The sequence below is a fragment of the Microbacterium sp. NPDC076895 genome, from assembly GCF_040687115.1.
Lineage (GTDB): Bacteria > Actinomycetota > Actinomycetes > Actinomycetales > Microbacteriaceae > Microbacterium.
This window is the reverse complement of sequence record NZ_JBFBMQ010000012.1, coordinates 57377-77899: the sequence shown is the minus strand read 5'-3', so window position 1 is coordinate 77899 and position 20523 is coordinate 57377. Positions and strand designations below refer to the sequence as shown.

Sequence of the window (20523 nt, the reverse complement as noted above, 5' to 3'; positions counted from 1 at the left end):
CCGGACGCGCGACCCCGCGGACTGGGCGCGCCGGGTCGCTGACCTGGTGTGGGTGTCATGCGCCGTCGGCAGACTCACGGGATGATGAAAGGTTGCTCATGAGTGTTTCTCCCTCCCCACCGCGCTCGGCGCCGTGGAGCCGCGGACTGCGTGTCTCCTTTCGGCCTGCGAGAGGCGATGCAGGTCGGGTAACGACGTTCGAGTTGTTCTTCGACCTGGTCTATGTCTTCGCGTTCACGCAGGTCTCGGCCTTCATGGTCGAGGGCCACAATGCCCAGGCGCTCCTGCAGGGACTGGTCGTGCTCGGGCTGCTGTGGTGGACGTGGGTGGGATTCGCGTGGGTGGCCAATCGCGCACCTGCGGATCAGCCCGTGATGATCGTCGGGATGTCGGTGGCGATGGCTGCGGTGTTCGTGATCGCCCTGGCCATCCCCGAATCCTTCGCCGCAGCGGAGGGCGCGCCGACCGCGGCGCTCGTGCTTGCCCTGGCGTACACCGTGGTCCGTCTCGTGCACGTTGCGCTCTACGCGCTGAGCGCCGGCGAAGACGTGGCGTTGCGGCGACAGATCATCGTCTTTCTCGGTGGTGCGATGATTCCGTCGGTTGCGGCCCTCGTGATCGGAGCGGTGATCGGAGGGCAGGCCCAGCTGTGGATCTGGCTCGGTGCCCTTGCCTACGACCTGCTCGTCACTCGGCTCTCTTCGCGCTCAGGCGGCGGCTGGGGATTGCACAGCCCGTCGCACTGGGCTGAACGGCACGGCCTGGTCGTCATCCTTGCGCTTGGCGAGTCCATCGTTGCGATCGGCGTTGCAGTCGCGCGTGAACCGATCTCGGCCTCCGTCATCATCGGTGCAGTTCTCGCCTTGCTGCTGTCGATCCTGCTGTGGTGGACGTACTTCACGCGGTTCGCACCGTGGGGCGAGAGCGAGCTCGAGCGCAGATCCGAGGGGCGCCAGGTTGTCATGGCCCGGGATGTCTACTCTTACGGTCATGCGGCGATCGTCGCGGGCGTGATCATCGCAGCCTTGGGGATCGAAGAGGCGATGGCGCACGTCGCAGACAGCGAACCGTTCGGCTGGTTCGGTGCGATCGCGCTGATGGCCGGGGCCGCCTGCGTCATTGCCACTATCGCGATCTCCGCATGGGTCAGCGCCACCCCGCGAGCGGGAGCGGTGGCAATTCCGGCCGTTGTGATGGTCGTGTTGATCCCGCTCGCGCAGGCAGTGGCTCCGCTTCCCGCACTGGCTATCGCAGCCAGTGCGCTCGCCGTGACGGCCGCCATTGTCGCCCTCGTGCAGCGGACGCAGGCGCCCCAGCAGAGGGACTGACATCGGCGCTGCGTCGTGCGATGATGGCACGCAACGAGGGCGACACTGCCCAGCACCCGGCGCAGGATCGTCTGTTTGAGCGAGAGAGCGGGGTGGCGCGGATGCCCACGGCTGTGGTGACCGGAGCGGGGCGCGGAATCGGGGCGGAAGTCGCGCGTGAACTCGCCGCCGATGGGTGGGGAGTGTTCGCGGTGGTGCGCGACCCCGCGGCTGCCCGCACGACGTTCGACGGTGTCCCTGCAGTCCAGGTCATATCCGCAGACATCTCTTCTGCGGCCGAGATCGAGAGTGCGGCTCGCGCCGTGGCCACGATGACGGCATCCGTCGATCTGCTTGTCGCCAACGCCGCGCAGTTCGCCCCGTGGGACGAGACTGTCGCCACTGCCGACCTGGACCTGGTGCGAGACATCCTCGCGGTCAACGTTGTGGGGACGTGGCAGACGATTCGCGCGTTCCTTCCCGCCCTACGCGCCGCCGGCAACGCCCGGATTGTGATCGTGGGAAGCGGTGGCGGCTCCCACGGCGATCCGCAGTTCGGTATCGCAACCCACCCCGGTGCTGCCTCGTACGCCGTATCGAAGGCTGCGGTACATGCTCTCGCACGGAAGGCAGCGCTCGAGCTGAGTGAGGAGGGTATCGACGTCTTCGCCGTGGACCCGGGGCTCACGGCTACTGCGCCCGGAATGGCCGAGATGGGTGCCGGGCCGCCGAGAGACGGTGCCCGAAGCGTGCTCGCACCGATTCTGCATCCGGGGTCGGTGGAGCGTGGGTCCCTAACCCGCGACGGACGTCCGTTGCCGTGGTGATCGACGTACTGAACGGCTGACTCGCCGCCGACGTCACGGGTTGCAGGCATCGCACCGCCCGGGGTCGGCGGTGCGTGCTCGTCGCGCGACCTCCTCCCGGTGTGGGCATGATGCGCAGCCCCAAACGTCAGCACGCATGACGTGGGTCGGCGTGCCGCAAGCGGCGCAGGGCGCTCCGCGCTCGCTCCCGACGATGCCGTAGCCGGGAGTGCCGCAGGCGGGGCATTGGCAGCGTAGGCGCGCAGATAGGCGCCAGGCGAGCCGCCGGATCACGCGCTGCCGTGTCGGATTCATGTGTGCGCGCAGATCGGCCTCGATCGTGACCCGGCCCGTTGACAGCATTCGCGACACGGGTTCGAAGGTCTGCACGCCCTTGACGACCTCGCCGCGAGAGCCGCGGATGACCGCGCCGTGGGACGGGTAGCCGAGGGCGCTGAGCAGCACCCGGGCTTCGGCGGGGGTTGCAGCGGTCCGCGGTGGGGGCACGTGGGAGAACCGCCGATGCGTCTCGGTGATGTGGATACCCCGGGCGCGATCGACGAAGACGACGATCTCTTCGTGCACTGGCGGGCCGAATCCGAGCACGCTCGCGAACGATGCCTCGGTTCCGATCCCGAGTGAGGCCCCGAGCTCATCCGTAGCAGCCTCAGCCTTCAGTCGTGCCGCCTCCGCGGGAGCCACCTGCCGCGGCCTCTCGCCCGTGAAGGTTCCCCACTGGTCGGTGTTCACCTCCCGGGTGGCTACGACGCGCACACCGTGCCACCGCCGCAGCGCGGGCTCGAGTTGCCTCTCCTTGCCGTGGAGAGTGCCGACCGCGGCGGTCATCCCGTCGTAGGGCGATTCGGTTCGCACGCCCCCACCGGCTGGGTCGATCGTGGTCACGTCGCGAGGTCAGACGAAATACTCGGCGCGGCTGACTGCCGTCTCCGAAACGAACATGACCCCCGACATCCGGGTGAGCACCGGATGCATCGCCGAGGCGATGGCGTCGGCGCGGTCTTCGGGCACAACGGTGATGAGCATCGTCAGGGCGTCGTGGTCGTTGAACAGCATCCGCCCCCCGCGCTCGCCGTGGTGGCCGAACCCGGCTACGCCCGAGACGGCGGTGTAGCCGCGCGCGCCGAGACTGCGGATGAGGTCGGTGACCTCGGGCGCATGACGCGCGGGGATGACGATCTCGATCTTGACCATGGGGGTGAGGTCCTTCAGTTCCATGCGGTGGTCTCCTTGGGGGTGGGCTCTGTGGGGCTCGGTGCGTCGGAGAGAGGCTGGGTGCGCCATCCGTAGCGGGTGAGAGTCGCCCAGTCGGTGTCGTCGTCCGCACGCGCGCGCAGGGTGATCCAGCGGTTATCGACGAGCTGGCGGACGACGTGGGAGCGCGAGACGATCTCGCCGACGCGCTCAAGCGGTGCCTGCACGAAGACCTGCAGCCGTACCGGCTCGTGTCGAGCGCCGTGTCCGACACCCACGGACTGCCAGGCGAGACCGGTACGGAGGTCTCCGCCGTACCCCGAAACGACCCCCACGTTGCCGACGACGTTGTGGAGGGTCTTGCTGCCGGCGCCGAACCGGTTGGGGGAGAGGGTGGATGCCGAGTACTGCGCGTTGATCCACTGAGCGACGATCATCGGGGCAGTCAGGATCGTTTCGAGGGCCGATCCATCGGGATCGGCGTCGGTCTCGTAGCTGTGGAGGAAGACACGGCGCGCGAGGTTGCGCTCGGCGGTGACGCGGCGGGGCGCGACGATCATCGCGACGTTTCCGCACAGGCCCCACTCGGGGTAGACCTGCGCCCAGTCGGCGCTGCGGCGCTCGAGCTCGGCGAGGACCACGTCGTCTGTCGGGTTCGCCGGAGCGCCCGGCACCTCGGCGAGGCGCTCGCGGCCGTTCCCGATTCGCGCGCTTGCTGCGGCATCCTCGAGTGCGGCGAGGTCAGCGCTGTGGGTGGCGGGAACGCTCCACGGCTCGAGGATCGTGATCCGATCGGTGACGGTGTCGTGCTGCGCGGCAAGGAAGACCGTGTCGGGTGGAATGTGGATGCCGTGCTCGTCGAGACCGCGTCGGGTCTCGGGGTCGTTGAAGACGGCGGCTGCCGCGCGTGCGTTCGGTGACCCCTCGTGTCCACCGCACGCACCGCACTGCAGGGCCGCGGCGAAGGGGTTATTGGCGACCGTCGCGCCGTGCCCGCAGAGCACCACGAGCCTCGCGAACTGGTCGACGAGCCCCATCATCCGAAGCGCCGACTCCGCATACGCGATCCGTTCGTCGAGCGCGAAGGCGACGTCGGGATCGAGCCGGGTCGCCGGACGCGGCGCAACAATCTCCCGAAGGTTCCGCGCGACGCGCGCCGTGGTCACGGGGGCGATGGTGCGTGCGACGCTCGCCGGTCCCGTCGCCCACCCGGCGATCTCGGCGTACGCGAACGGTGAAGCCGCAGACTCGGCGACGCCCTCGAGGGTGTCGTGGGCGGTGCGCGCGGTCACGGCGCCCCGTCGAAGCCGCTCGATCGCCGCCTGATCAGCAGAGCCTTCGTGCACGCGGGCGCGCGGTGCCACCAGGACGGGACACGAGGCGATCGCGGGGCCGCCCGCGGCATCCTGGAATGCGATGGCGAGAGCGAAGAAGCCTGCGAACCCGAAGGTCTCGATGTCTCCGGATGCCTCGAGGTGGCGCCGCATCCCCTCCGAGCGAGGGTCGATGCACATCACCACCTGAGATGCCGGCCGGCCGCGGTCCGCCCGCGGACGGGAGCGCGGCGAGACCAGCAGCGCGAGGTGGCGTTCGGCAGCAGCGTGCCACGCCTCGAGGCGGCATGACTCGGGAAGGGCGTGCAGGATGCGGGAGAGCTCGGCGCGTTCGGCGTCGGCGAGCGTGAGGGCGAGGGAATCGGCGACCGCGGCGACCCGTTCGGCGTGACGTTCGGCGGGAAAGACGACGGCGGCGGCTGTGGTGGCGGCTGCGTTCGGATGCCACGCGGGAGTGTCCGACGGCAACCAGAGCAGTTCCAGCGTGACGCGGGCAGCGAGCCAGTCGGTGAGGGTCACGGCGCCGCTGGAGCCGTCGGCGATCGCCGCTGCCCACCCCGGCAGGCTCAGCAGGTGGGCGCGCAGCAGGGCGACGGCGTCGTCGCCGACGACCTCCCAGTGCTCGAACGCCGTCGCAATCGCCTCCTCCGGTGACTCGGCGGCGATCCGGACACCCCGGCGAACGCGCACGGGAAGTGTGAGGTCGCGGCCGGCACTGCGCCGCCACGCATCCCAAAACCGCCCGGCCGTCAACGGATCGGGGGCGGGAGCGTGTCCGAGCGAGCGGGCGCCGAGCCGGGCGAGGTACGTCTCGATCTTGGTGTGCACGCGCGGAGCGAAGCGCTCAGCGGGCGTCAGGAGTGTGCGTCTGGGCAGCGGGGCCTCCGGCGACGCGAGCAGGTCAGCAATGAAGACGTCGGCAACGCGGATGTCTCGTCCGCTCCACCGCACGACGCGATCGAGCGAGACATCGTGCACGAGCGTGCCGAGAGCGTCGGTGAGGTCAGCGTCGTTCACGCCGCCGGCGGCGTAGAGGTCGCGGTAGGCCGATTCCGGCCGGACGAGTGACGTGCCGTGCTCGGCGGCGATCCGTTCCCGGGCGATGTCCCAGGGCAGGTCCTCGTAGCCGGCATAGGGGTTGCGTGCAATGAACCGGTGCAACGGATACTGCGGGGCCAGAGCCTGGGCTGCGGCGATCACGAGCCCTCGGACATCGACAGCCCGTGGGGGTGTCTTTTCTGTGGGGGGTAGCGGGGAGATGGTCATCGAGAAGACCTTTCGTACTCGACGGGTTCGGTAAGCGACGCGGCGTGCGATGGTGGCGCGGGGGATGTGCCCCACCCGGATGCCGCGCCGTACACGTAGTCCCGGATCGCGGTGGGTGCCGCGGGACTGACAGCGAGGCCGGCGAGCACGGCCGTCACGAAGACGCAGACCGCGAGCCAGGGACTGGCCGCGGCCCCGAGGGCCAGCGGGAACGCGTTCTCGACAGCCGCCCACAGCAGGACGTAGCCGGATGCGACGCCGCTGACTCCAGCCGCGATCACCCAGCGCGACCTGCCTCGTCCGCCCGTCGCTGCCCACACCCCGATCCACACTGTGGCGGCGATGAAGGGGACCAGGGCGCCGCCCGGGTGCGAGAAGCTGTCTGCTATCAGGGCGATCACCACCACGATTGCGGCGGCAGCGGAGGCGACACCGGAACGCAGGACGCGAGTGTCCGCATCCTGAGCCCGCGATGGTGACGGCTCGCCGAGGAGCGCGGATCCGGCGGCAAGGAACCGGTAGGACTTGTAGAGCGCGTGCCCCACGACGTGCAGGAGCGCCAGCGGCCAGGCGCCGATCGCGCAGGCAAGCAGCATGAATCCCATCTGGGCCGCCGTCGAGTGCACGAGGCGTCCTTTGACGTCGGGTCGGGTGAGCATCGCGGAGCCGGCAATGACGACCGTGAGCCCGCCGGCGATTCCCACGATGACCGGGGTCGTCCAGGCCTCCAGCGGCGCAAACCGCACCAGCAGAAGCGCCCCGGCGTTCACGAATCCGGCGTGCAGGATCGCCGATACCGGTGTCGGGGCGGCAAGGGTCGCGGGCAGCCACCCGTGGAGGGGGACGGATGCCGCGCGCGTGATCGCTGCGATCGCGACCAGGATGCCGACGACCAGCGCTGGGGCTCCACCGACGGCGCCCAGCTCGTTCAGGGAGGTGACAGGCGTCGCCGTCACGGTCACGACAGCGGCCACGAGAGCGATATCGCCGATGCCGAAGGCGACGAGCGTGCGGCGCAGGGCCACGCGGGTTTGAGTAGTGCGACCGCCGAGGGTGATGAGCGCGATCACTGCAGCGCTTGCGACCACCCATCCGATCGCCAGGACGATCGCATTCGGGGCTGCCGCCGTAACGGTGAGTCCGGAAGCCAAGACCGACGACAGGGCGAAGAACCGCGTCGCGCGCGGGTCTCCCTCGAGGTGGCGGATGCTCCACAGCTGCACAGTCCCGGTCACGCCGAGAGCAAGCGTGGCGAAGATGCTTCCGACGACATCGCTCGCATATGCGGCGGCCAGAACAAGCGATGCCGCGGCCAGGGCGAAGGCGATCCACGTGGCCGCGACGCTGGCCGACCGCATCCGTCGTGATCGTCGACCCGCGATCGCCGTCACAAAGGCACCAAGGAGGACGAGCGCTGTCGCTGCCAGGAGAAGCGGATTCACACGAGGCAGATTACAAGCAACAAATTACAGGAAGCAAATTACCGGTATAGCTTCGCGTGTTTTGTAGGTCAGGTATCATGTCGAAGGTGGGCACTTGGACGTTCCTCACCAATCACGCGCACGTGTTGATCACGGTGGCGCGGGATCCGGGCATCCGCCTGCGCGACATCGCGTCAGCCGTCGGCATCACCGAACGCACGGCTCAGCAGATCGTCAGCGATCTCGTCGAGGGCGGCTACCTGCGCAGGGAGAAGGACGGGCGGCGCAACACCTATCAGTGCGTGAGTGACCTTCCCCTTCGGCATCCCGTGGAAAGCGACCACGCAGTCGGCGAGTTGCTCGCGGCTCTGGGGGCCGACCGTTCGCGCGGATGACGTGCTCGCGCCGAGGATGCGATTCGCAGGATTCGTGGACCGGCGGATGATCTACTTGCCCGGTGACTGTCGACGGGCGCGCTGACTCCCCCGACCCGGTGTCGCCCAAGGGTCGTGATCGGCGGCGGCGCCTCTTATCGCGGCGCTCGCTCGTGTGGATCGTGATCGCGGTTGTTCTTGCGGTTCCGGCGGTGGTGCTGCCACATCTGGATCTGCCTGCTGGGGGCTTGATCCCCATCGCGCAGTCGCTTCTGCCGGCGGGAGCACTCGGCCTTCTCGTGGTCGCGGTCGTCGCAGCGGTTTCCCGTGCGTGGATCGGGGCGACCGTCCTCGTGGCCGGCGCCGTGCTTTCGGTGCTTCCGGTGCTCAACCCGGCTGCCACGGGCGCGGGTGACTGCACGGGGTCGACGCCGTTGACAGTGCTCTCCTTCAACGCGAAGTTCGCCGGTGCGGATCCGCGGCAGCTCGCCGATCTGATCCGAGACGCGGGAGCCGACGTGGTCATCCTCGTCGAGACTGACGAGCACCTGATCGGCCAGATCCTGCACGGCCAAGGGTTGGCCGAGACGCTGCCCTACCGGACAAAGCAGGTGAGCACCAACGCATACAAGGGAAGCGTGATTCTCTCTGCCTATCCCCTCAGCGCCGAGGCGGACATCCCGGGGAGCGTGTTCGAGCAGGTCAGCGCCGTCGCGGCTCTTCCGGACGGATCGGCAGTTCGCGTCGCCGCCGTGCACCCGCCGCCGCCGGTCGGCCAGCCCGGGGACTGGCACGAGGCAGTGACCGCGATCGATGAGTGGATCCAGGCCACAAGCGAGCCACGTCTCGTCGTCGCGGGTGACTTCAACTCGTCGTTCTCCCACCCCGTTTTCCGGCGGCTAGCGGCGGGCCTCGCAACAGCCGCGCAGGCGGCGGGCCCGGTCCCGTGGCCGACGTGGCCACAAGAGAAGCCGGTACCCGCGTTCACGGCCATCGATCACGTCCTCGCGCGCGGGGCAGTTCCCACGGGGTGGGACAGTGCGTACATCGAGGGCAGCGATCACCGGGCGGTCATCGCGAACTGGGCCCTCTGCGACCTCACCTGAGGCCTCAGCGGCTGAGCGATGCGAAGCGGCGGATCGACAGCGGAACGAACACGACGAGCATCACAATCGTGATCAGCAGCACATAGATCACCGGATGCTGCAGCGGCCATGCGTCGGTTGCCGCACTGCCACTGGGTGCGTTGCCGAACAACTCCCGGGCTGCCTGTACGAGGGCCGAAACCGGGTTCCATTCCGCGATCACCCGGAGGGGGCCGGGGAGGTTCTCACTTGGCACGAACGCGTTCGAGATAAAGGTCAGCGGGAACAGGATCAGGAACGAGGCGTTGTTGATGACCTCGGGGCTGCGCACGATCAGACCCAGGAACGCCAGCACCCACGAGAGCGCGTAGGCGAAGACCAACAGCAGCCCAACGCCAGCCAGGAACTCGAGGGGAGATGACTCGACGCGCCACCCCACGAGAAGGCCGGTGAGCATCATGACGATCAGGGAGAGAACGTTGATGACGAGGTCTCCGACCGTCCGCCCGACGAGCACCGCCGACCCGCTCATCGGCAGGGTGCGGAAGCGGTCGATGATGCCGTCCTTGAGGTCTTGGGCCATCGCCGAGCCCGAGTATGTCGAGCCGAACACGATGGTCTGCGCGAAGATCCCGGCCATGAGGAACGACGTGTAGCTCTCGCCCGGCACCTGGATCGACGAACCGAAGACGAACGTGAACAGCAGCACGAACATGATCGGCTGGATGAGGGTGAAGATCAGGATGTCGGGAACCCGGGTCAGTTTCTTCACATTGCGCCAGGTGGTGACGTAACCGTCGGAGAGGAACCGACTGAACGCCGTACCGGGCCGGGGCTGCAGTGTTGTGCTGGATGATCCCGTCGTGTGCGAGGCCTCGGTGCTCATGCCGCCTCCTCCTCGTCCGTGGTCTGCTCGGCGGCATGGCCCGTCAACTGCAGGAAGACGTCGTCCAACGTGGGCCTGCGCATCCCGGCATCGTGCAGTTCGACCCCGGCAGCAGCGGTGTCGGTCATGATGCGCGAGAGAGCGTCGGCTCCGTCGCTGACCGGAACGACGAGGCCGCGCGCGCCGTCCGATGCGACCGGCCCCGAGCCGTAGCGCGAGAGGATCTCGCGCATCGCGTCGGCGTCGCTCTCGCTCACGAGGCTCACCGCGATCCGCTGGCCACCGACCGAGGACTTCAGCTCGTCAGCGGTGCCCTTCGCGATCACGCGTCCGTTGTCGATGATCGAGATCGAGTCGGCGAGGCGGTCTGCCTCCTCCAGGTACTGCGTGGTCAGGAGCACTGTCGTGCCGCCGGCGACGAGCGTCTCGATCACGTCCCACAGCGCGAGCCTGCTGCGCGGGTCGAGCCCCGTCGTCGGTTCATCGAGGAAGAGGACCGGCGGATTGATGACGAGCGCACCGGCCAGGTCGATCCGGCGCCGCATCCCGCCCGAGAATCCCTTGACGGGCCGGTTCTGGGCATCCACCAGATCGAACAGCTCGATAAGTTCGCGCGCCCGCTGGGCTGAGCGGCGCCGCCCAAGGTGGTACAGCATCCCCACCATGAAGAGGTTCTCGAACCCGGTGAGGTTCTCGTCGACCGCCGCGTACTGACCGCTCGCGCCACTCATCCGACGGATCTGCTGCGGGTCTGCGAGCACGTCGACACCGTCGATGCTCGCGGACCCGGCATCCGGTCGGATGAGGGTCGTGAGCACCTTCACCGTCGTCGTCTTCCCGGCACCGTTCGGCCCGAGCAGTGCCGCGACGGTTCCCTCCGGCACCGACAGGTCGAGTCCGTCAAGCGCGCGGACGACCGGCGCACCCCGCGGATGGTAGGTCTTGACGAGCCCGCTCGCCTCGATGAAAGCCATGGCAGGGATGGTACCGGTGCCCGCAGACATCCGGGTGCCTGCCATCGGCCCCACGGCCGCGGAGTGTCCCGCATGATGGATGCATGGCTGAGCCGGTGACGTCCCAGCGGATACTCGAGCACGTCCAGAGGCTCGGCGAGGAGCATCCGCCGATCGAACTGGACTCGGTCGACCGCGGCATCCGTGACCCGCGTGCCGTGGCCGAGCGGTACGGACACGTCATCGACTACCTCGCGCGGGTCGAGCTCGAGGTCGACCGCAACGTGCTCGAACTGCTCGTGCTGTTGCCCGATGTCAGCGAGGTCGACCGGATGTTCTACGCCGACGTGTGGCAGCCCCAGGAGATTCAGCACGGTCTGATCCTCGATCGGCTGCAGCAGGACCTCGGGCGTGCCGCCGCGGAGCCCGTGCTCGACGTGTCGTACAAGATGCGGATCATGGGCGCGCTCGCGCACTTCTCCGCGATCCAAGACATCGCGCGGCTGCTCTACTACCTGACCGGCGCCAGCACGGAACGGCAGGCGGTGCTCGCCTACAACACGATCCACAGCGGGATGACCGAGCTCGGTGAGTCCGCGATCGCCGAGACGATCATCGCGCCCATCCGTCGGCAAGAACCCGGCCATTTCGCCTTCTATCGGATGAGCGCGACCGAGCTCGTGCACTCCGGGGCGCTGCGACCCTGGCAGCTCTACCTCGCCCGCGTCCTGCGCGAGAAGACCTACAACCTCGTCGGCACGAACGGACAGGACCGCTACCGCGCGCAGATGGGCGGCGTCGTGACAAGCCTGGGGTTCGACACCGACCTCGACAAGTACGCGCGCGAAGTCGGCCGCATCGAAGCGCAGCTACTGTGGGCGAACCAGCAGGGCATGGAGTTTCCGCCCTACGTCCTGCGGGCCCTCCGCGAGAGCATCGACCTCTACCGCGAGCGGGGCTTCGGCGACGCCGCGTGACCCGGCATCCGTGGTGGCATCCGCTGCCCGGGCCGACCTCTCGTGGGTAGGAATTCTCGCCGAGGTAGGGCGATGTGCATGCTCATCGTCCTACCCCGGCGATTCCTCCTACCTCCGTAAGGCATCGCACAGGACCACGGATGCCGATGGCGGCGTAACCTGACAGCGCGGCCGGATACGGCATCCGACCCGGGACGGAGCTGACATGCACTTCGGGCTGCACATCGCGGACTTCACCTTCGACTCGGGGCCGGCCGAGCTCGGCCAGACCCTCGCGCGGCACGTCAGGCATGCTGAGGATGCCGGCATCCAGCGGATCACCGTCATGGACCACTTCTGGCAGCTGCCCGGCATCGGCCCCGTCGAGCACGAGATGCTTGAGGCTTACGCGACCCTCGGGTTCCTTGCCGCGCACACGCAGAAAGCGATGCTGCACGTCCTGGTCACGGGCGTCATCTATCGGCATCCCGCCCTGCTTGCCAAGCAGGTGAGCACGCTCAATGTGCTCTCGGGTGGCCGGGTCGGACTCGGCATCGGCGCAGGCTGGAACGAGCAGGAGTGCGTCGGCCTCGGATTCCCGTTCTCGCCCGTCGCGCAGCGTTTCCGCGAACTCGAGGAGACGATCCAGATCTGCCAGCAGATGTGGTCGGGCTCCGACGAGCCGTATGACGGGGCGATCTGGCAGCTCGGGCGCACGCTGAACTCGCCCCAGAACGTCACGAAGCCGATGCTGATGATCGGCGGCGGGGGAGAGAAGAAGACCCTCAAGCTCGTGGCGCAGTACGCGGATGCCTGCAACCTCAGCGCCCTCGCTGGAGTACCCACGGGCAAACTCGACGTGCTGCGGGCCCACTGCGACGATGTCGGGCGCGACTACGACACCGTCGAGAAGACGGCAATGATCGGCGTGAATCCCGAATCCACGGTGGACGGCGTCGCCGGCCAGGTGCGGGCGCTGGGGGAGGCGGGCTTCACGACGACGTACGTCTTCTCTGTCGGCATCCGTCAGCCCGAGAAGGTCGTCGATCTGATAGCCGGGGTCGCCGCGCGGGTGTAGTGGGCCGAGTCCACCGCACGCCCACCGCACGAAGGTAGGTGTTCTCGCCGAGGTAGGACCTTTCTGGTGCACATCGTCCTGCCTCGGCGATTTCTCCTACGTCGCTGTGTGCCGAAGACGGATGCCGGAGCTCGGATGCCGGAGTTCAGCCGCCGAGTTCGGAACGAACGATCGCCGCGCCCGCGGTGAGGGCGGCGAGCTTTCCGCGCGCGACTCCGCGGGGCAGGGGAGCCATGCCGCAGTTCGTGGCGGGGTAGAGGTTCTCGGCATCCACGAACTGCAGCGCCCGCCGCAGCGTCTCGGCGACCTCCTCGGGGGTCTCCACCGTCGAGCTGGCGACATCGATCGCGCCCACCATCACCTTCTTGCCGCGGATGAGTTCCATGAGGTCCATCGGCACGTGGGAGTGGTGGCACTCGAGCGAAACGATGTCGATGCTCGATTCGCGGATGCGCGGGAAGATCCGCTCGTACTGGCGCCACTCCGACCCGAGGGATGCCTTCCAGTCGGTGTTGGCCTTGATGCCGTAGCCGTAACAGACATGCACCGCGGTCTCGCAGGTCAGCCCTTCTGCCGCGCGCTCGAGCGCCGCGATTCCCCAGTCGTTCACGTCGTCGAAGAAGACGTTGAACGCCGGCTCGTCGAACTGGACGATGTCGACGCCGGCCGCGGCGAGTTCTTTCGCTTCTTGGTTGAGGATGCCGGCGAACTCCCATGCGAGCTCTTCGCGGCTGCCGTAGTGGGCGTCGTAGAGCGTGTCGATCATCGTCATGGGGCCGGGCAGCGCCCACTTGAGGGGTCGGTTGGTGTGGGCACGCACGAACTCGGCATCCTCGACGAACACCGGCGCTTTGCGCGCGACGGGGCCGGCGACCGTCGGGACCGACGCGTCGTAACGGTCGCGGATGCGCACCGTCTCGCGGCGCTCGAAGTCGACGCCCGCGAGATGTTCGATGAAGGTCGTCACGAAGTGCTGGCGGCTCTGCTCGCCGTCGCTGACGATGTCGATCCCCGCGTGCTGTTGATCCGAGAGCGCCAGAAGCAGGGCGTCCCGCTTGCCCTCGGCGAGGATGCCGTCATCCAGCTTCCAGGGAGACCAGAGCGTCTCGGGCTCGGCGAGCCACGCGGGCTTGGGGAGGCTTCCGGCGGTGGAGGTGGGAAGGAGCGTCATGCCTGGGCCCCCTCCAGCTCGCGGTCGGAGAACTGCGCCGACCACAGCTCCAGCGTCTCGCGGTGCGGCTCGACGAAGTGTTCGCCGGCGAAACGGCCCTGCTCGACGGCCAGGCGGCTGCGCTCCTCGCGGTCGTAGTCGATGCGCGTCAGCGAGTAGTCGGGCTGGCTCAGGCTGGGCTGGAACCGCGCGGGTGCAGCGGAGTTGGCGTTGTAGATCTCGGGACGGTAGATCTTCTGGAATGTCTCCATGGTTGCGATCGTGGAGATCAGTTCAAGGTTCGTGTAGTCGGCGAGCAGATCACCGACGTGGTAAAAGGCCAGCGGCGCGGCGCTGCGCGGCGGCATGAAGTAGCGGACCTTCATCCCCATCTTCGCGAAGTAGTCATCGGTCAGCGAGTACTCGTCCTGGCGGTACTCGACGCCCAGAACCGGATGCCGCGTGTCGGTGCGCTGGTAGGTCTTGGTGCTCGAGACGCTCAGGCAGATGACGGGAGCCTTCGCGAAGTGCCGCGTGTAGGCATCCGACGCAACGAAGCTGCGGAACAGGTTCCCGTGTAGCACCCCGAAGTCGTCGGGAACGCTGAACCCGGATCCGCCGGCGTTGTGCGCGGGGAGCACGACACTGAAGTCATAGTCGCGCACGTACGACGAGAAATTGTTCCCGACGATGCCCGGGATGCGGGTTCCCGAACGGTGGTCGACGATCGTCGTCTCCAGAACCTCGATGATCGGGAATCGCTCGCCGTCGCCACCCTCGTCGAGGTCGATCGAGACCGAGACGATGTCGAGATCGAGTGAGTAGCGATCTGCCGTTTCGTTGTCGTCGGCGGCAAGCTCATTGAACCGGTTGTTGATCATCCGGATCGCGTTGCGGAGGTTCTCCCTGCGGTTCTCGCCGCGCGCGAGGTTCGCGAAGTTGGTGGTGATGCGCGTGTTGTCGAGAGGGTGGTAGTCCTCGTCGAATCGGACACGCTCGAGGGTGAAGACAGGGACGGGCGGAGACGTCAGACGCATGACAGGCCGTTCGAGTTCGGGCGAGCCAGGGCGGCCCGCTGAGTTGTCAGGGAGCCGCAGCGCGTGCCCGATGGCGTGCTCGGGCGCGAGGCTTCGCGTCATGCTGCGATGTGTTCGAGCATCTCGGCTTCGCGCCCGACGTGCAACTCGCCGCGTAACACAGTGACGGATTGGTGAGCGGTGGTCAGGTGTCGAGGGGAACGGATGCCGCGCCCCCGCCCACCGGAACCAGACGCGTCAACTGTGTGACGTGGCGCGGCTCGAGTTCGGCAAGGCTTGACACGCCGAGCAGGCGCATCGTGCGCTCGATCTCGGCGCGCAGGATCTCGATCGTGCGGTCCACGCCCTGTCGTCCGCCCGCCATGAGGCCGTACAGGTACGCACGACCGATGAGCGTGAACGTGGCGCCGAGGGCCACGGATGCCACGATGTCGGCACCGTTCATGATTCCGGTGTCGATCATGACCGTGGCATCCTTGCCGACTTCGCGCACGACCTTCGGCAGCAGGTGGAAGGGGATGGGTGCGCGGTCAAGCTGCCGCCCACCGTGGTTCGAGAGGATGATGCCGTCGACACCGTGGTCGATCAGGCGCACCGAGTCGGCGACGTTTTGCACACCCTTGATGACGATCTTTCCGGGCCACAGATCACGGATGACGGCGAGATCCTCGTAGCTGATCGTGGGGTCCATGGCGGCATCCAGCAGCTCACCAACGGTGCCGCCGGTCGACGAGAGCGAGGCGAACTCGAGCTTCGGAGTCGTGAGGAAGTCGTACCACCACCAGGGCCGGGGAATCGCGTTGACGATCGTGCCGAGGGTGAGCTGCGGCGGGATCGAGAAGCCGTTGCGCTTGTCGCGCAGGCGTGCGCCCGCGACCGGGGTGTCGACGGTGAACATGAGGGTGTCGAAGCCGGATGCCGCAGCTCGCCGAGCCAGCGCATAAGAGATCTCGCGATCGCGCATGACGTACAGCTGGAACCAGTTGCGCCCGCCGGGGTTGGCGGCCTTCACCTCCTCGATCGATGTCGTGCCGAGGGTCGAGAGAGTGAAGGGGATGCCCGCGGCTCCCGCAGCCGAGGCGCCAGCGATCTCGCCTTCGGTCTGCATGAGTCGCGTGAAGCCGGTCGGCGCGATTCCGAAGGGGAGCGCCGAGGGGCCGCCGAGGATCTCGACGGAGGTGTCGAGGTCAGGCGCGGGGGTCAGGATGTCGGGGTGGAACTCGATGTCCTCGAATGCGCGGCGGGCGCGCGAGAGCGACAGCTCGCCCTCGGCGGCGCCATCGGTGTAGTCGAACGCGGCTTTCGGGGTGCGGCGCTTGGCGATGGTGCGGAGGTCGGAGATCGTAAGTGCCGACTGCAGCCGTCGCTTGCGTCCGTCGAACTCGGGCTTCTTGAACTTCATCAGTTCGAACAGCTCGGCAGGCTGGGGAAGCTGACGTTTCACCATGATGGTGTCCTTCCGTGTCATCGGATGCCCGAGGGCTGTGTGTCCTGACCACACGGTATCGCAGGTCGTCGAGGCTCCCGTCGATGAGTGCAGCAGCTCGCGGTAGATATCGGACGCGCAGCGGTGGAGCCGCTCCTCGAGCAGGATGGCGAGCATTCGCGACCCCGTCAGGTGAGGTTCACCCCCGAGCTCATCATCCGGGAATCCAGTCGTGCGACCCTGAGAATCTGAGCCGCATCGCGGGCATGCTCCCCTAACGTGGGCCGCATGAGCATGTCAGTCGCCCTTCGCACCGCCCAGCGCTCGTCGTTGCTCCAGGTCGTCAAGTCCGCCGTCGCCACCGTGCTCGCGTGGTTCCTCGCCGGGTGGCTCATCCCTGCTCAGCCCCCGGTTTTCGCCGCGATCGCCGCGCTCCTGGTCGTCCAGCCGAGCCTGAACCAGTCGTTCGGGAAGGCGCTCGAGCGCAGTGTCGGGGTCATCGTCGGTGTCGTGGTCGCCTCGGCCCTCGGCATCCTGCTCGGGACCTCCACCTGGGTCGTTGCGGTCGCCGTGGTCGTGGCGCTCGTGCTCTCGTGGGTCCTGCGGATGACGCCCGGCACCGGAAACCAGGTAGCCATCAGCGCGCTCCTCGTGCTCGCCCTGGGAACGGCAACACCCAACTACGCGCTCGATCGCATCGTCGAGACGGTCATCGGCGCCGCGATCGGTTTCGTCGTCAACGTCCTCATCGTTCCGCCGCTCCCGGTCGAGCCGGCCCGCCGCGCCGTGCGCGCGCTCGCCGATGACCTCGCCGGAACCCTCGACCGCCTCGCCGATGCCCTGCAGCACTCGCAGAGTCGGGCGCAGCGGGACGATCTTCTCGCGCGGGCGCGAGCGACGCGAGCGAGCCGGGATGCCGCGGATGCCGCGATCGCCGCGGCGCGAGACTCGCTGACCCTCAACCCTCGCGCGCCGCGCCATCGGGCCGAGCTCGCTGCTCTCGACACTCTCGTCACGACGTTCACGCCGATCGTGACGCAGGCCATCGGGATGACCCGCGCGTTCCACGAGCGCTACGACGACACCCTCACGGGCGAGCCCGCAATCGGCGCGATCGCGGAACAACTGCGCCGAGCGGCACACGATGTGCGGTTCGCCCCCGACCGGGGCGCTGCTCCTCCGACCGCTGGCGTGATCGAACCCGCCGCGCTGACGAGGCCCCTCGCGGTGACCGCTCCGGCGTCGGATCACTGGATCCTCGTGGGCTCGATGATGGTCGACCTTCTTCGCATCCATCACGCGCTCGTCGGGATCGAGACCGAGTGAGGCCGCCGGAGTACTAGCGTTATGAGGTGACCTCGGCTCGCCGCCCCCTCGCCGGAGGGCCGAGCTGGCGAGCGTGGCTGATCTGGTCGGTTGCCGTTGCCGGATACGTTCTGGCCGTCACCAACCGCAGTTCTCTCAGCGCTGTCGGTGTAGACGCCGCCGATCGCTTTGGCGCCGACGCGTCGACGCTGTCGCTGTTCGCCGTCATCCAGCTCGGGGTGTATGGCGGCATGCAGATCCCGGTGGGAGTGCTGCTCGATCGCTTCGGATCGCGCCCGGTCATGACCGTCGGCATGGTGCTCATGGCGGTCGGTCAACTCGTGATGGCGATCTCTCCGAGCGTCGGTATCGCCCTTGTCGCCCGTGTTCTGCTGGGTGCGGGCGATGCGGCAATCTTCCCCGGCGTCATCCGCCTCATCGCCACCTGGTTTCCCGCGCAACGCGCACCGGTCATGGTGCAGCTAACCGGCATCGTCGGTCAGGCCGGGCAGTTGGTGGCGGTGATTCCCCTGGCGGCCCTGCTGCACGCCACGTCGTGGACGATCACGTTCGGGTCGATCGCGGGGCTCGGGCTCGTGTTCACCATCCTCATCGCTCTGGTCGTGCGCAACCATCCGCCCGAACTGGAGCGGGATGTCTCGATCAACACCGACACGGGTGCAATCCGGGTCGTCACCTCGACCGTGGACACGGGGGTCGGCATCCGTGCCGCGTGGGCGCACCCCGGTACCCGGCTCGCATTCTGGTCACACTTCACGACCCCCTTCGCGGGCACCGCGTTCGTGCTGCTGTGGGGCATGCCGTTCCTCACTGTCGGCGAGGGGCGCACGGTCGCCGAGGCCGCCGGCATCCTGTCGACGTATGTCGTGGTCGGGATGGCGCTCGGCCCGATCATGGGCGGGCTGTCGCAGCGGCTGCCTCAGCACCGCTCTCGTGCTCTCGTGCTGCCGTCGGTTGCCGCGCAAGCTGTTGCGTGGGCGGTCGTCATCGCCTTTCCCGGGCCCGCGCCGCTGTGGCTGCTGTTCGCGCTCGCCATCGCTCTCGCGCTGGGAGGCCCCGCGTCGATGATCGCGTTCGATCACGCCCGCACCCACAACCCCGCACAGCGCTTGAGTACGGCGACTGGGGTCACCAACGCGGGCGGGTTTCTCGCCGCGCTCATCGCTGTCTACCTCATCGGTCTCGCGCTCGACATACAGGGCGCGGGGACGCCCGACACGTACACGCTGCATGCTTTCCGCATCGCGTTCCTCACGCAGTTCCCGCTGTGGGCGGTGGGGACCTTCTTCATCGTGCGTGAGCGCCGTCGCACCCTCATCCGCCTCGGGCTCGTGACCCCCCGAACTCCGGGCTGAACAGGGCGTTCTCACTGAGGCAAGGGTGGAAATTCGACGCGAGCGCGCGCATCCTAGACGCGTGAGCGCGACGAACCCCCGCGACGAGTACGAGGCGCTGAACCACGCCGTCGACCGTCTCGTGCGCCGCATCCCCTGGGCCGACGAGGCGGGCGTCAGACTCATGGTCGCCGAGGAGGTGGCGGCTCTCGGTGATGCGCGGCTCCGGCACTTCATCCCCGCGATGGTGGAGGCTCGGGTGCTCCGGCGGCTCCGTGCGCCCGGTCCGCTGGATGTCGCCGTCTAACCATCGAGGGCATTCAGTAGTACTGAAGGTTTGCTAGCATCGCACCATGCTCGTTGCAGCCATCGTCATCATCACGCTCGCCCTGGTCTTCTACTCGATCGGTGTATGGGCAGAGCGCGTTCAACGCACCCTGAAGTGGTGGCATGCCGCGTTCTTTGCGCTGGGGCTGGCTGCCGACACGACCGGCACTGTGCTGATGTCTCAGATCGCTGCCAGCCGCCGAGCGGATGGCGTCGCAGCGGGCGGTCTCGATCAACTGATGGCGATAACCGGCCTCGCCGCCATCATCCTGATGGCGATCCACCTCGTGTGGGCCATCATCGTCTTGATCCGTGGCCGAGCGAACGAGAAAGCCGTCTTCCACCGCTTCAGCATCGTCGTGTGGGCCATTTGGCTCGTGCCGTACGTGCTGGGCGCGGCCGGGGCGATGATCGGCGGCTCAGCGTCCTGACACTCAGGAAATGGTGACGGCGGTGCCGTAGGCGCACACCTCGACACCGCCGCTGTCGCCATAGTCGTTGGTCTCGAACCGGAAGGCGACGACGGCGTTCGCGCCCTTGCCCTCCGCCTCGGCCGACAACCGCGAGAGCGCCTCGATGCGGGTCTCGTGCAGCAGCTCCGTGATGCCCTTGAGTTCGCCCCCCGCGAGGGCCTTGAACGATGCCCCGATGTTGGCACCGATATGCCGTGAGCGAACGGTGAGCCCGAAGACCTCGCCGTGGACGGCGGTGATGGTGTGACCGGGGACGTCGTTGGTTGTGACGATCAACATGGCGTCAGTCTGCCAGCGGGGTGAGCCCGGGGGAAGAGCGCGCCCGCGACGGGTCTAGTTCTGGCTCTCGTCAGTCGGCACCGCCCGAACGAACGCGTCGACCTCGTCGGCCGGCATGTCGATTCCGGCCTGGCACAGCCGCTCCTGCAGAACCTCGCGGAGGCGGCGCCGGTTCGCCCGGGGGTGATCCATGCGCGTCTGCGCGAGAATGCCCGTCACCTCGTCGTGGACGCTCGGCGCGTTCATCGCCATCCTCGGTCGACTCTGGGTGGTCGGGTCTGTGGCATCGCGCGCGGCATCCGTCCCGACATCGCGGCGTAGCCGTCGCCTGAGCGCACGCTCGGCGAGAGGACTCTCCCGGTCATCGTGGAGTTGCGAGACGGGAGGCTGGGTGTCGGGGTTGCCGCTGGCACTGTTTGTGCGGGACGCGAGGGTCTGGTGGGTGGGGTTCGTCATAGCGAGCTCCCTTCCGTGGGTCGGCCCTCAGCATCGC

General features: G+C 67.9%; 21 protein-coding genes. 10 read left to right on the top strand and 11 right to left on the bottom strand.

Features of this window, described 5'->3' with window-relative positions; all coding sequences use genetic code 11:
• The first annotated feature begins 98 nt into the window (after positions 1-98).
• Complete coding sequence (locus AB0O89_RS11285; protein WP_363497568.1) at positions 99-1328, top strand: low temperature requirement protein A; 1230 nt, start codon at positions 99-101, stop codon at positions 1326-1328.
• A gap of 101 nt (positions 1329-1429) precedes the next feature.
• Positions 1430-2134, top strand: a complete 705-nt coding sequence (locus tag AB0O89_RS11280) for an SDR family NAD(P)-dependent oxidoreductase (RefSeq protein WP_292707869.1) — start codon at positions 1430-1432, stop codon at positions 2132-2134.
• A 33-nt stretch (positions 2135-2167) separates the two neighbouring features.
• Here the strand turns inward: AB0O89_RS11280 and AB0O89_RS11275 are convergent, their stop codons facing one another.
• The 4 genes from AB0O89_RS11275 to AB0O89_RS11260 are packed head-to-tail and all read right to left on the bottom strand — an operon-like array spanning position 2168 to position 7367.
• Positions 2168-3016, bottom strand: coding sequence for a DUF6671 family protein (locus tag AB0O89_RS11275; RefSeq protein WP_292707872.1), 849 nt, complete (start codon positions 3014-3016; stop codon positions 2168-2170).
• A gap of 9 nt (positions 3017-3025) precedes the next feature.
• On the bottom strand, positions 3026-3349 hold the full coding sequence (locus tag AB0O89_RS11270) for a DUF190 domain-containing protein (protein WP_292707874.1): 324 nt from the start codon (positions 3347-3349) through the stop codon (positions 3026-3028).
• The gene (locus AB0O89_RS11265; protein ID WP_300591645.1) at positions 3340-5925 is read right to left on the bottom strand and encodes a putative inorganic carbon transporter subunit DabA; all 2586 of its coding nucleotides are present in this window, start codon (positions 5923-5925) and stop codon (positions 3340-3342) included. The genes AB0O89_RS11270 and AB0O89_RS11265 overlap by 10 nt, the downstream gene beginning before the upstream one ends.
• Positions 5922-7367 (bottom strand): proton-conducting transporter membrane subunit, encoded by a 1446-nt coding sequence (locus tag AB0O89_RS11260; protein ID WP_292707882.1) that lies wholly within the window; start codon positions 7365-7367, stop codon positions 5922-5924. Before AB0O89_RS11260 ends, AB0O89_RS11265 begins: the two co-directional genes overlap by 4 nt.
• 77 nt (positions 7368-7444) lie before the next feature.
• Between AB0O89_RS11260 and AB0O89_RS11255 the strand changes: the two genes are divergently transcribed.
• Together AB0O89_RS11255 and AB0O89_RS11250 are read left to right on the top strand one after the other, a co-directional pair.
• Positions 7445-7741 (top strand): helix-turn-helix domain-containing protein, encoded by a 297-nt coding sequence (locus AB0O89_RS11255; protein WP_292707886.1) that lies wholly within the window; start codon positions 7445-7447, stop codon positions 7739-7741.
• Positions 7742-7803: 62 nt separating this feature from the next.
• Positions 7804-8826 (top strand): endonuclease/exonuclease/phosphatase family protein, encoded by a 1023-nt coding sequence (locus AB0O89_RS11250; protein WP_363497516.1) that lies wholly within the window; start codon positions 7804-7806, stop codon positions 8824-8826.
• 4 nt (positions 8827-8830) lie between these two features.
• Here AB0O89_RS11250 and AB0O89_RS11245 read toward each other — a convergent pair whose 3' ends face one another.
• Both AB0O89_RS11245 and AB0O89_RS11240 read right to left on the bottom strand, forming a co-directional pair.
• The gene (locus AB0O89_RS11245; RefSeq protein ID WP_292709458.1) at positions 8831-9691 is read right to left on the bottom strand and encodes an ABC transporter permease; all 861 of its coding nucleotides are present in this window, start codon (positions 9689-9691) and stop codon (positions 8831-8833) included.
• Positions 9688-10665 (bottom strand): ATP-binding cassette domain-containing protein, encoded by a 978-nt coding sequence (locus tag AB0O89_RS11240; protein ID WP_363497511.1) that lies wholly within the window; start codon positions 10663-10665, stop codon positions 9688-9690. The genes AB0O89_RS11245 and AB0O89_RS11240 overlap by 4 nt, the downstream gene beginning before the upstream one ends.
• 83 nt (positions 10666-10748) lie before the next feature.
• Between AB0O89_RS11240 and AB0O89_RS11235 the strand changes: the two genes are divergently transcribed.
• Both AB0O89_RS11235 and AB0O89_RS11230 read left to right on the top strand, forming a co-directional pair.
• Positions 10749-11621, top strand: coding sequence for a GTP-binding protein LepA (locus tag AB0O89_RS11235; protein ID WP_363497508.1), 873 nt, complete (start codon positions 10749-10751; stop codon positions 11619-11621).
• A 205-nt stretch (positions 11622-11826) separates the two neighbouring features.
• On the top strand, positions 11827-12678 hold the full coding sequence (locus tag AB0O89_RS11230) for an LLM class F420-dependent oxidoreductase (RefSeq protein ID WP_363497505.1): 852 nt from the start codon (positions 11827-11829) through the stop codon (positions 12676-12678).
• 145 nt (positions 12679-12823) lie between these two features.
• On the opposite strand, the gene AB0O89_RS11225 is transcribed toward AB0O89_RS11230, so the two are convergent.
• The 3 genes from AB0O89_RS11225 to AB0O89_RS11215 form a co-directional block, all read right to left on the bottom strand.
• Positions 12824-13849, bottom strand: a complete 1026-nt coding sequence (locus tag AB0O89_RS11225) for a methionine synthase (RefSeq protein WP_300590460.1) — start codon at positions 13847-13849, stop codon at positions 12824-12826.
• Complete coding sequence (locus AB0O89_RS11220) at positions 13846-14865, bottom strand: DUF1852 domain-containing protein (protein ID WP_363497565.1); 1020 nt, start codon at positions 14863-14865, stop codon at positions 13846-13848. Before AB0O89_RS11220 ends, AB0O89_RS11225 begins: the two co-directional genes overlap by 4 nt.
• Positions 14866-15049: 184 nt before the next feature.
• Entirely contained in the window at positions 15050-16312 is a 1263-nt protein-coding gene (locus AB0O89_RS11215) for an alpha-hydroxy acid oxidase (protein ID WP_363497562.1), read from the bottom strand.
• 267 nt (positions 16313-16579) lie between these two features.
• Here AB0O89_RS11215 and AB0O89_RS11210 point away from each other — a divergent pair, with 267 nt between their 5' ends.
• The 4 genes from AB0O89_RS11210 (at position 16580) to AB0O89_RS11195 (ending at position 19709) form a co-directional block, all read left to right on the top strand.
• On the top strand, positions 16580-17617 hold the full coding sequence (locus tag AB0O89_RS11210) for an FUSC family protein (RefSeq protein ID WP_300590459.1): 1038 nt from the start codon (positions 16580-16582) through the stop codon (positions 17615-17617).
• A gap of 26 nt (positions 17618-17643) precedes the next feature.
• Positions 17644-18972: an MFS transporter gene (locus AB0O89_RS11205; protein ID WP_300590458.1), complete on the top strand. Its 1329-nt coding sequence runs from the start codon at positions 17644-17646 to the stop codon at positions 18970-18972.
• Between the two features lie 61 nt (positions 18973-19033).
• A complete protein-coding gene (locus AB0O89_RS11200; protein WP_363497500.1) occupies positions 19034-19258 on the top strand; it encodes a three-helix bundle dimerization domain-containing protein in 225 nt (74 codons plus the stop codon).
• A gap of 46 nt (positions 19259-19304) precedes the next feature.
• Positions 19305-19709: an HsmA family protein gene (locus tag AB0O89_RS11195; protein WP_363497497.1), complete on the top strand. Its 405-nt coding sequence runs from the start codon at positions 19305-19307 to the stop codon at positions 19707-19709.
• Between the two features lie 3 nt (positions 19710-19712).
• On the opposite strand, the gene AB0O89_RS11190 is transcribed toward AB0O89_RS11195, so the two are convergent.
• Positions 19713-20030 carry a YbjQ family protein gene (locus AB0O89_RS11190; RefSeq protein ID WP_228177403.1) on the bottom strand — a complete coding sequence of 106 codons (318 nt, stop codon included), beginning with the start codon at positions 20028-20030 and terminating at the stop codon, positions 19713-19715.
• Between the two features lie 54 nt (positions 20031-20084).
• Positions 20085-20486, bottom strand: a complete 402-nt coding sequence (locus AB0O89_RS11185; protein WP_363497494.1) for a hypothetical protein — start codon at positions 20484-20486, stop codon at positions 20085-20087.
• Between the last annotated feature and the right edge of the window lie 37 nt (positions 20487-20523).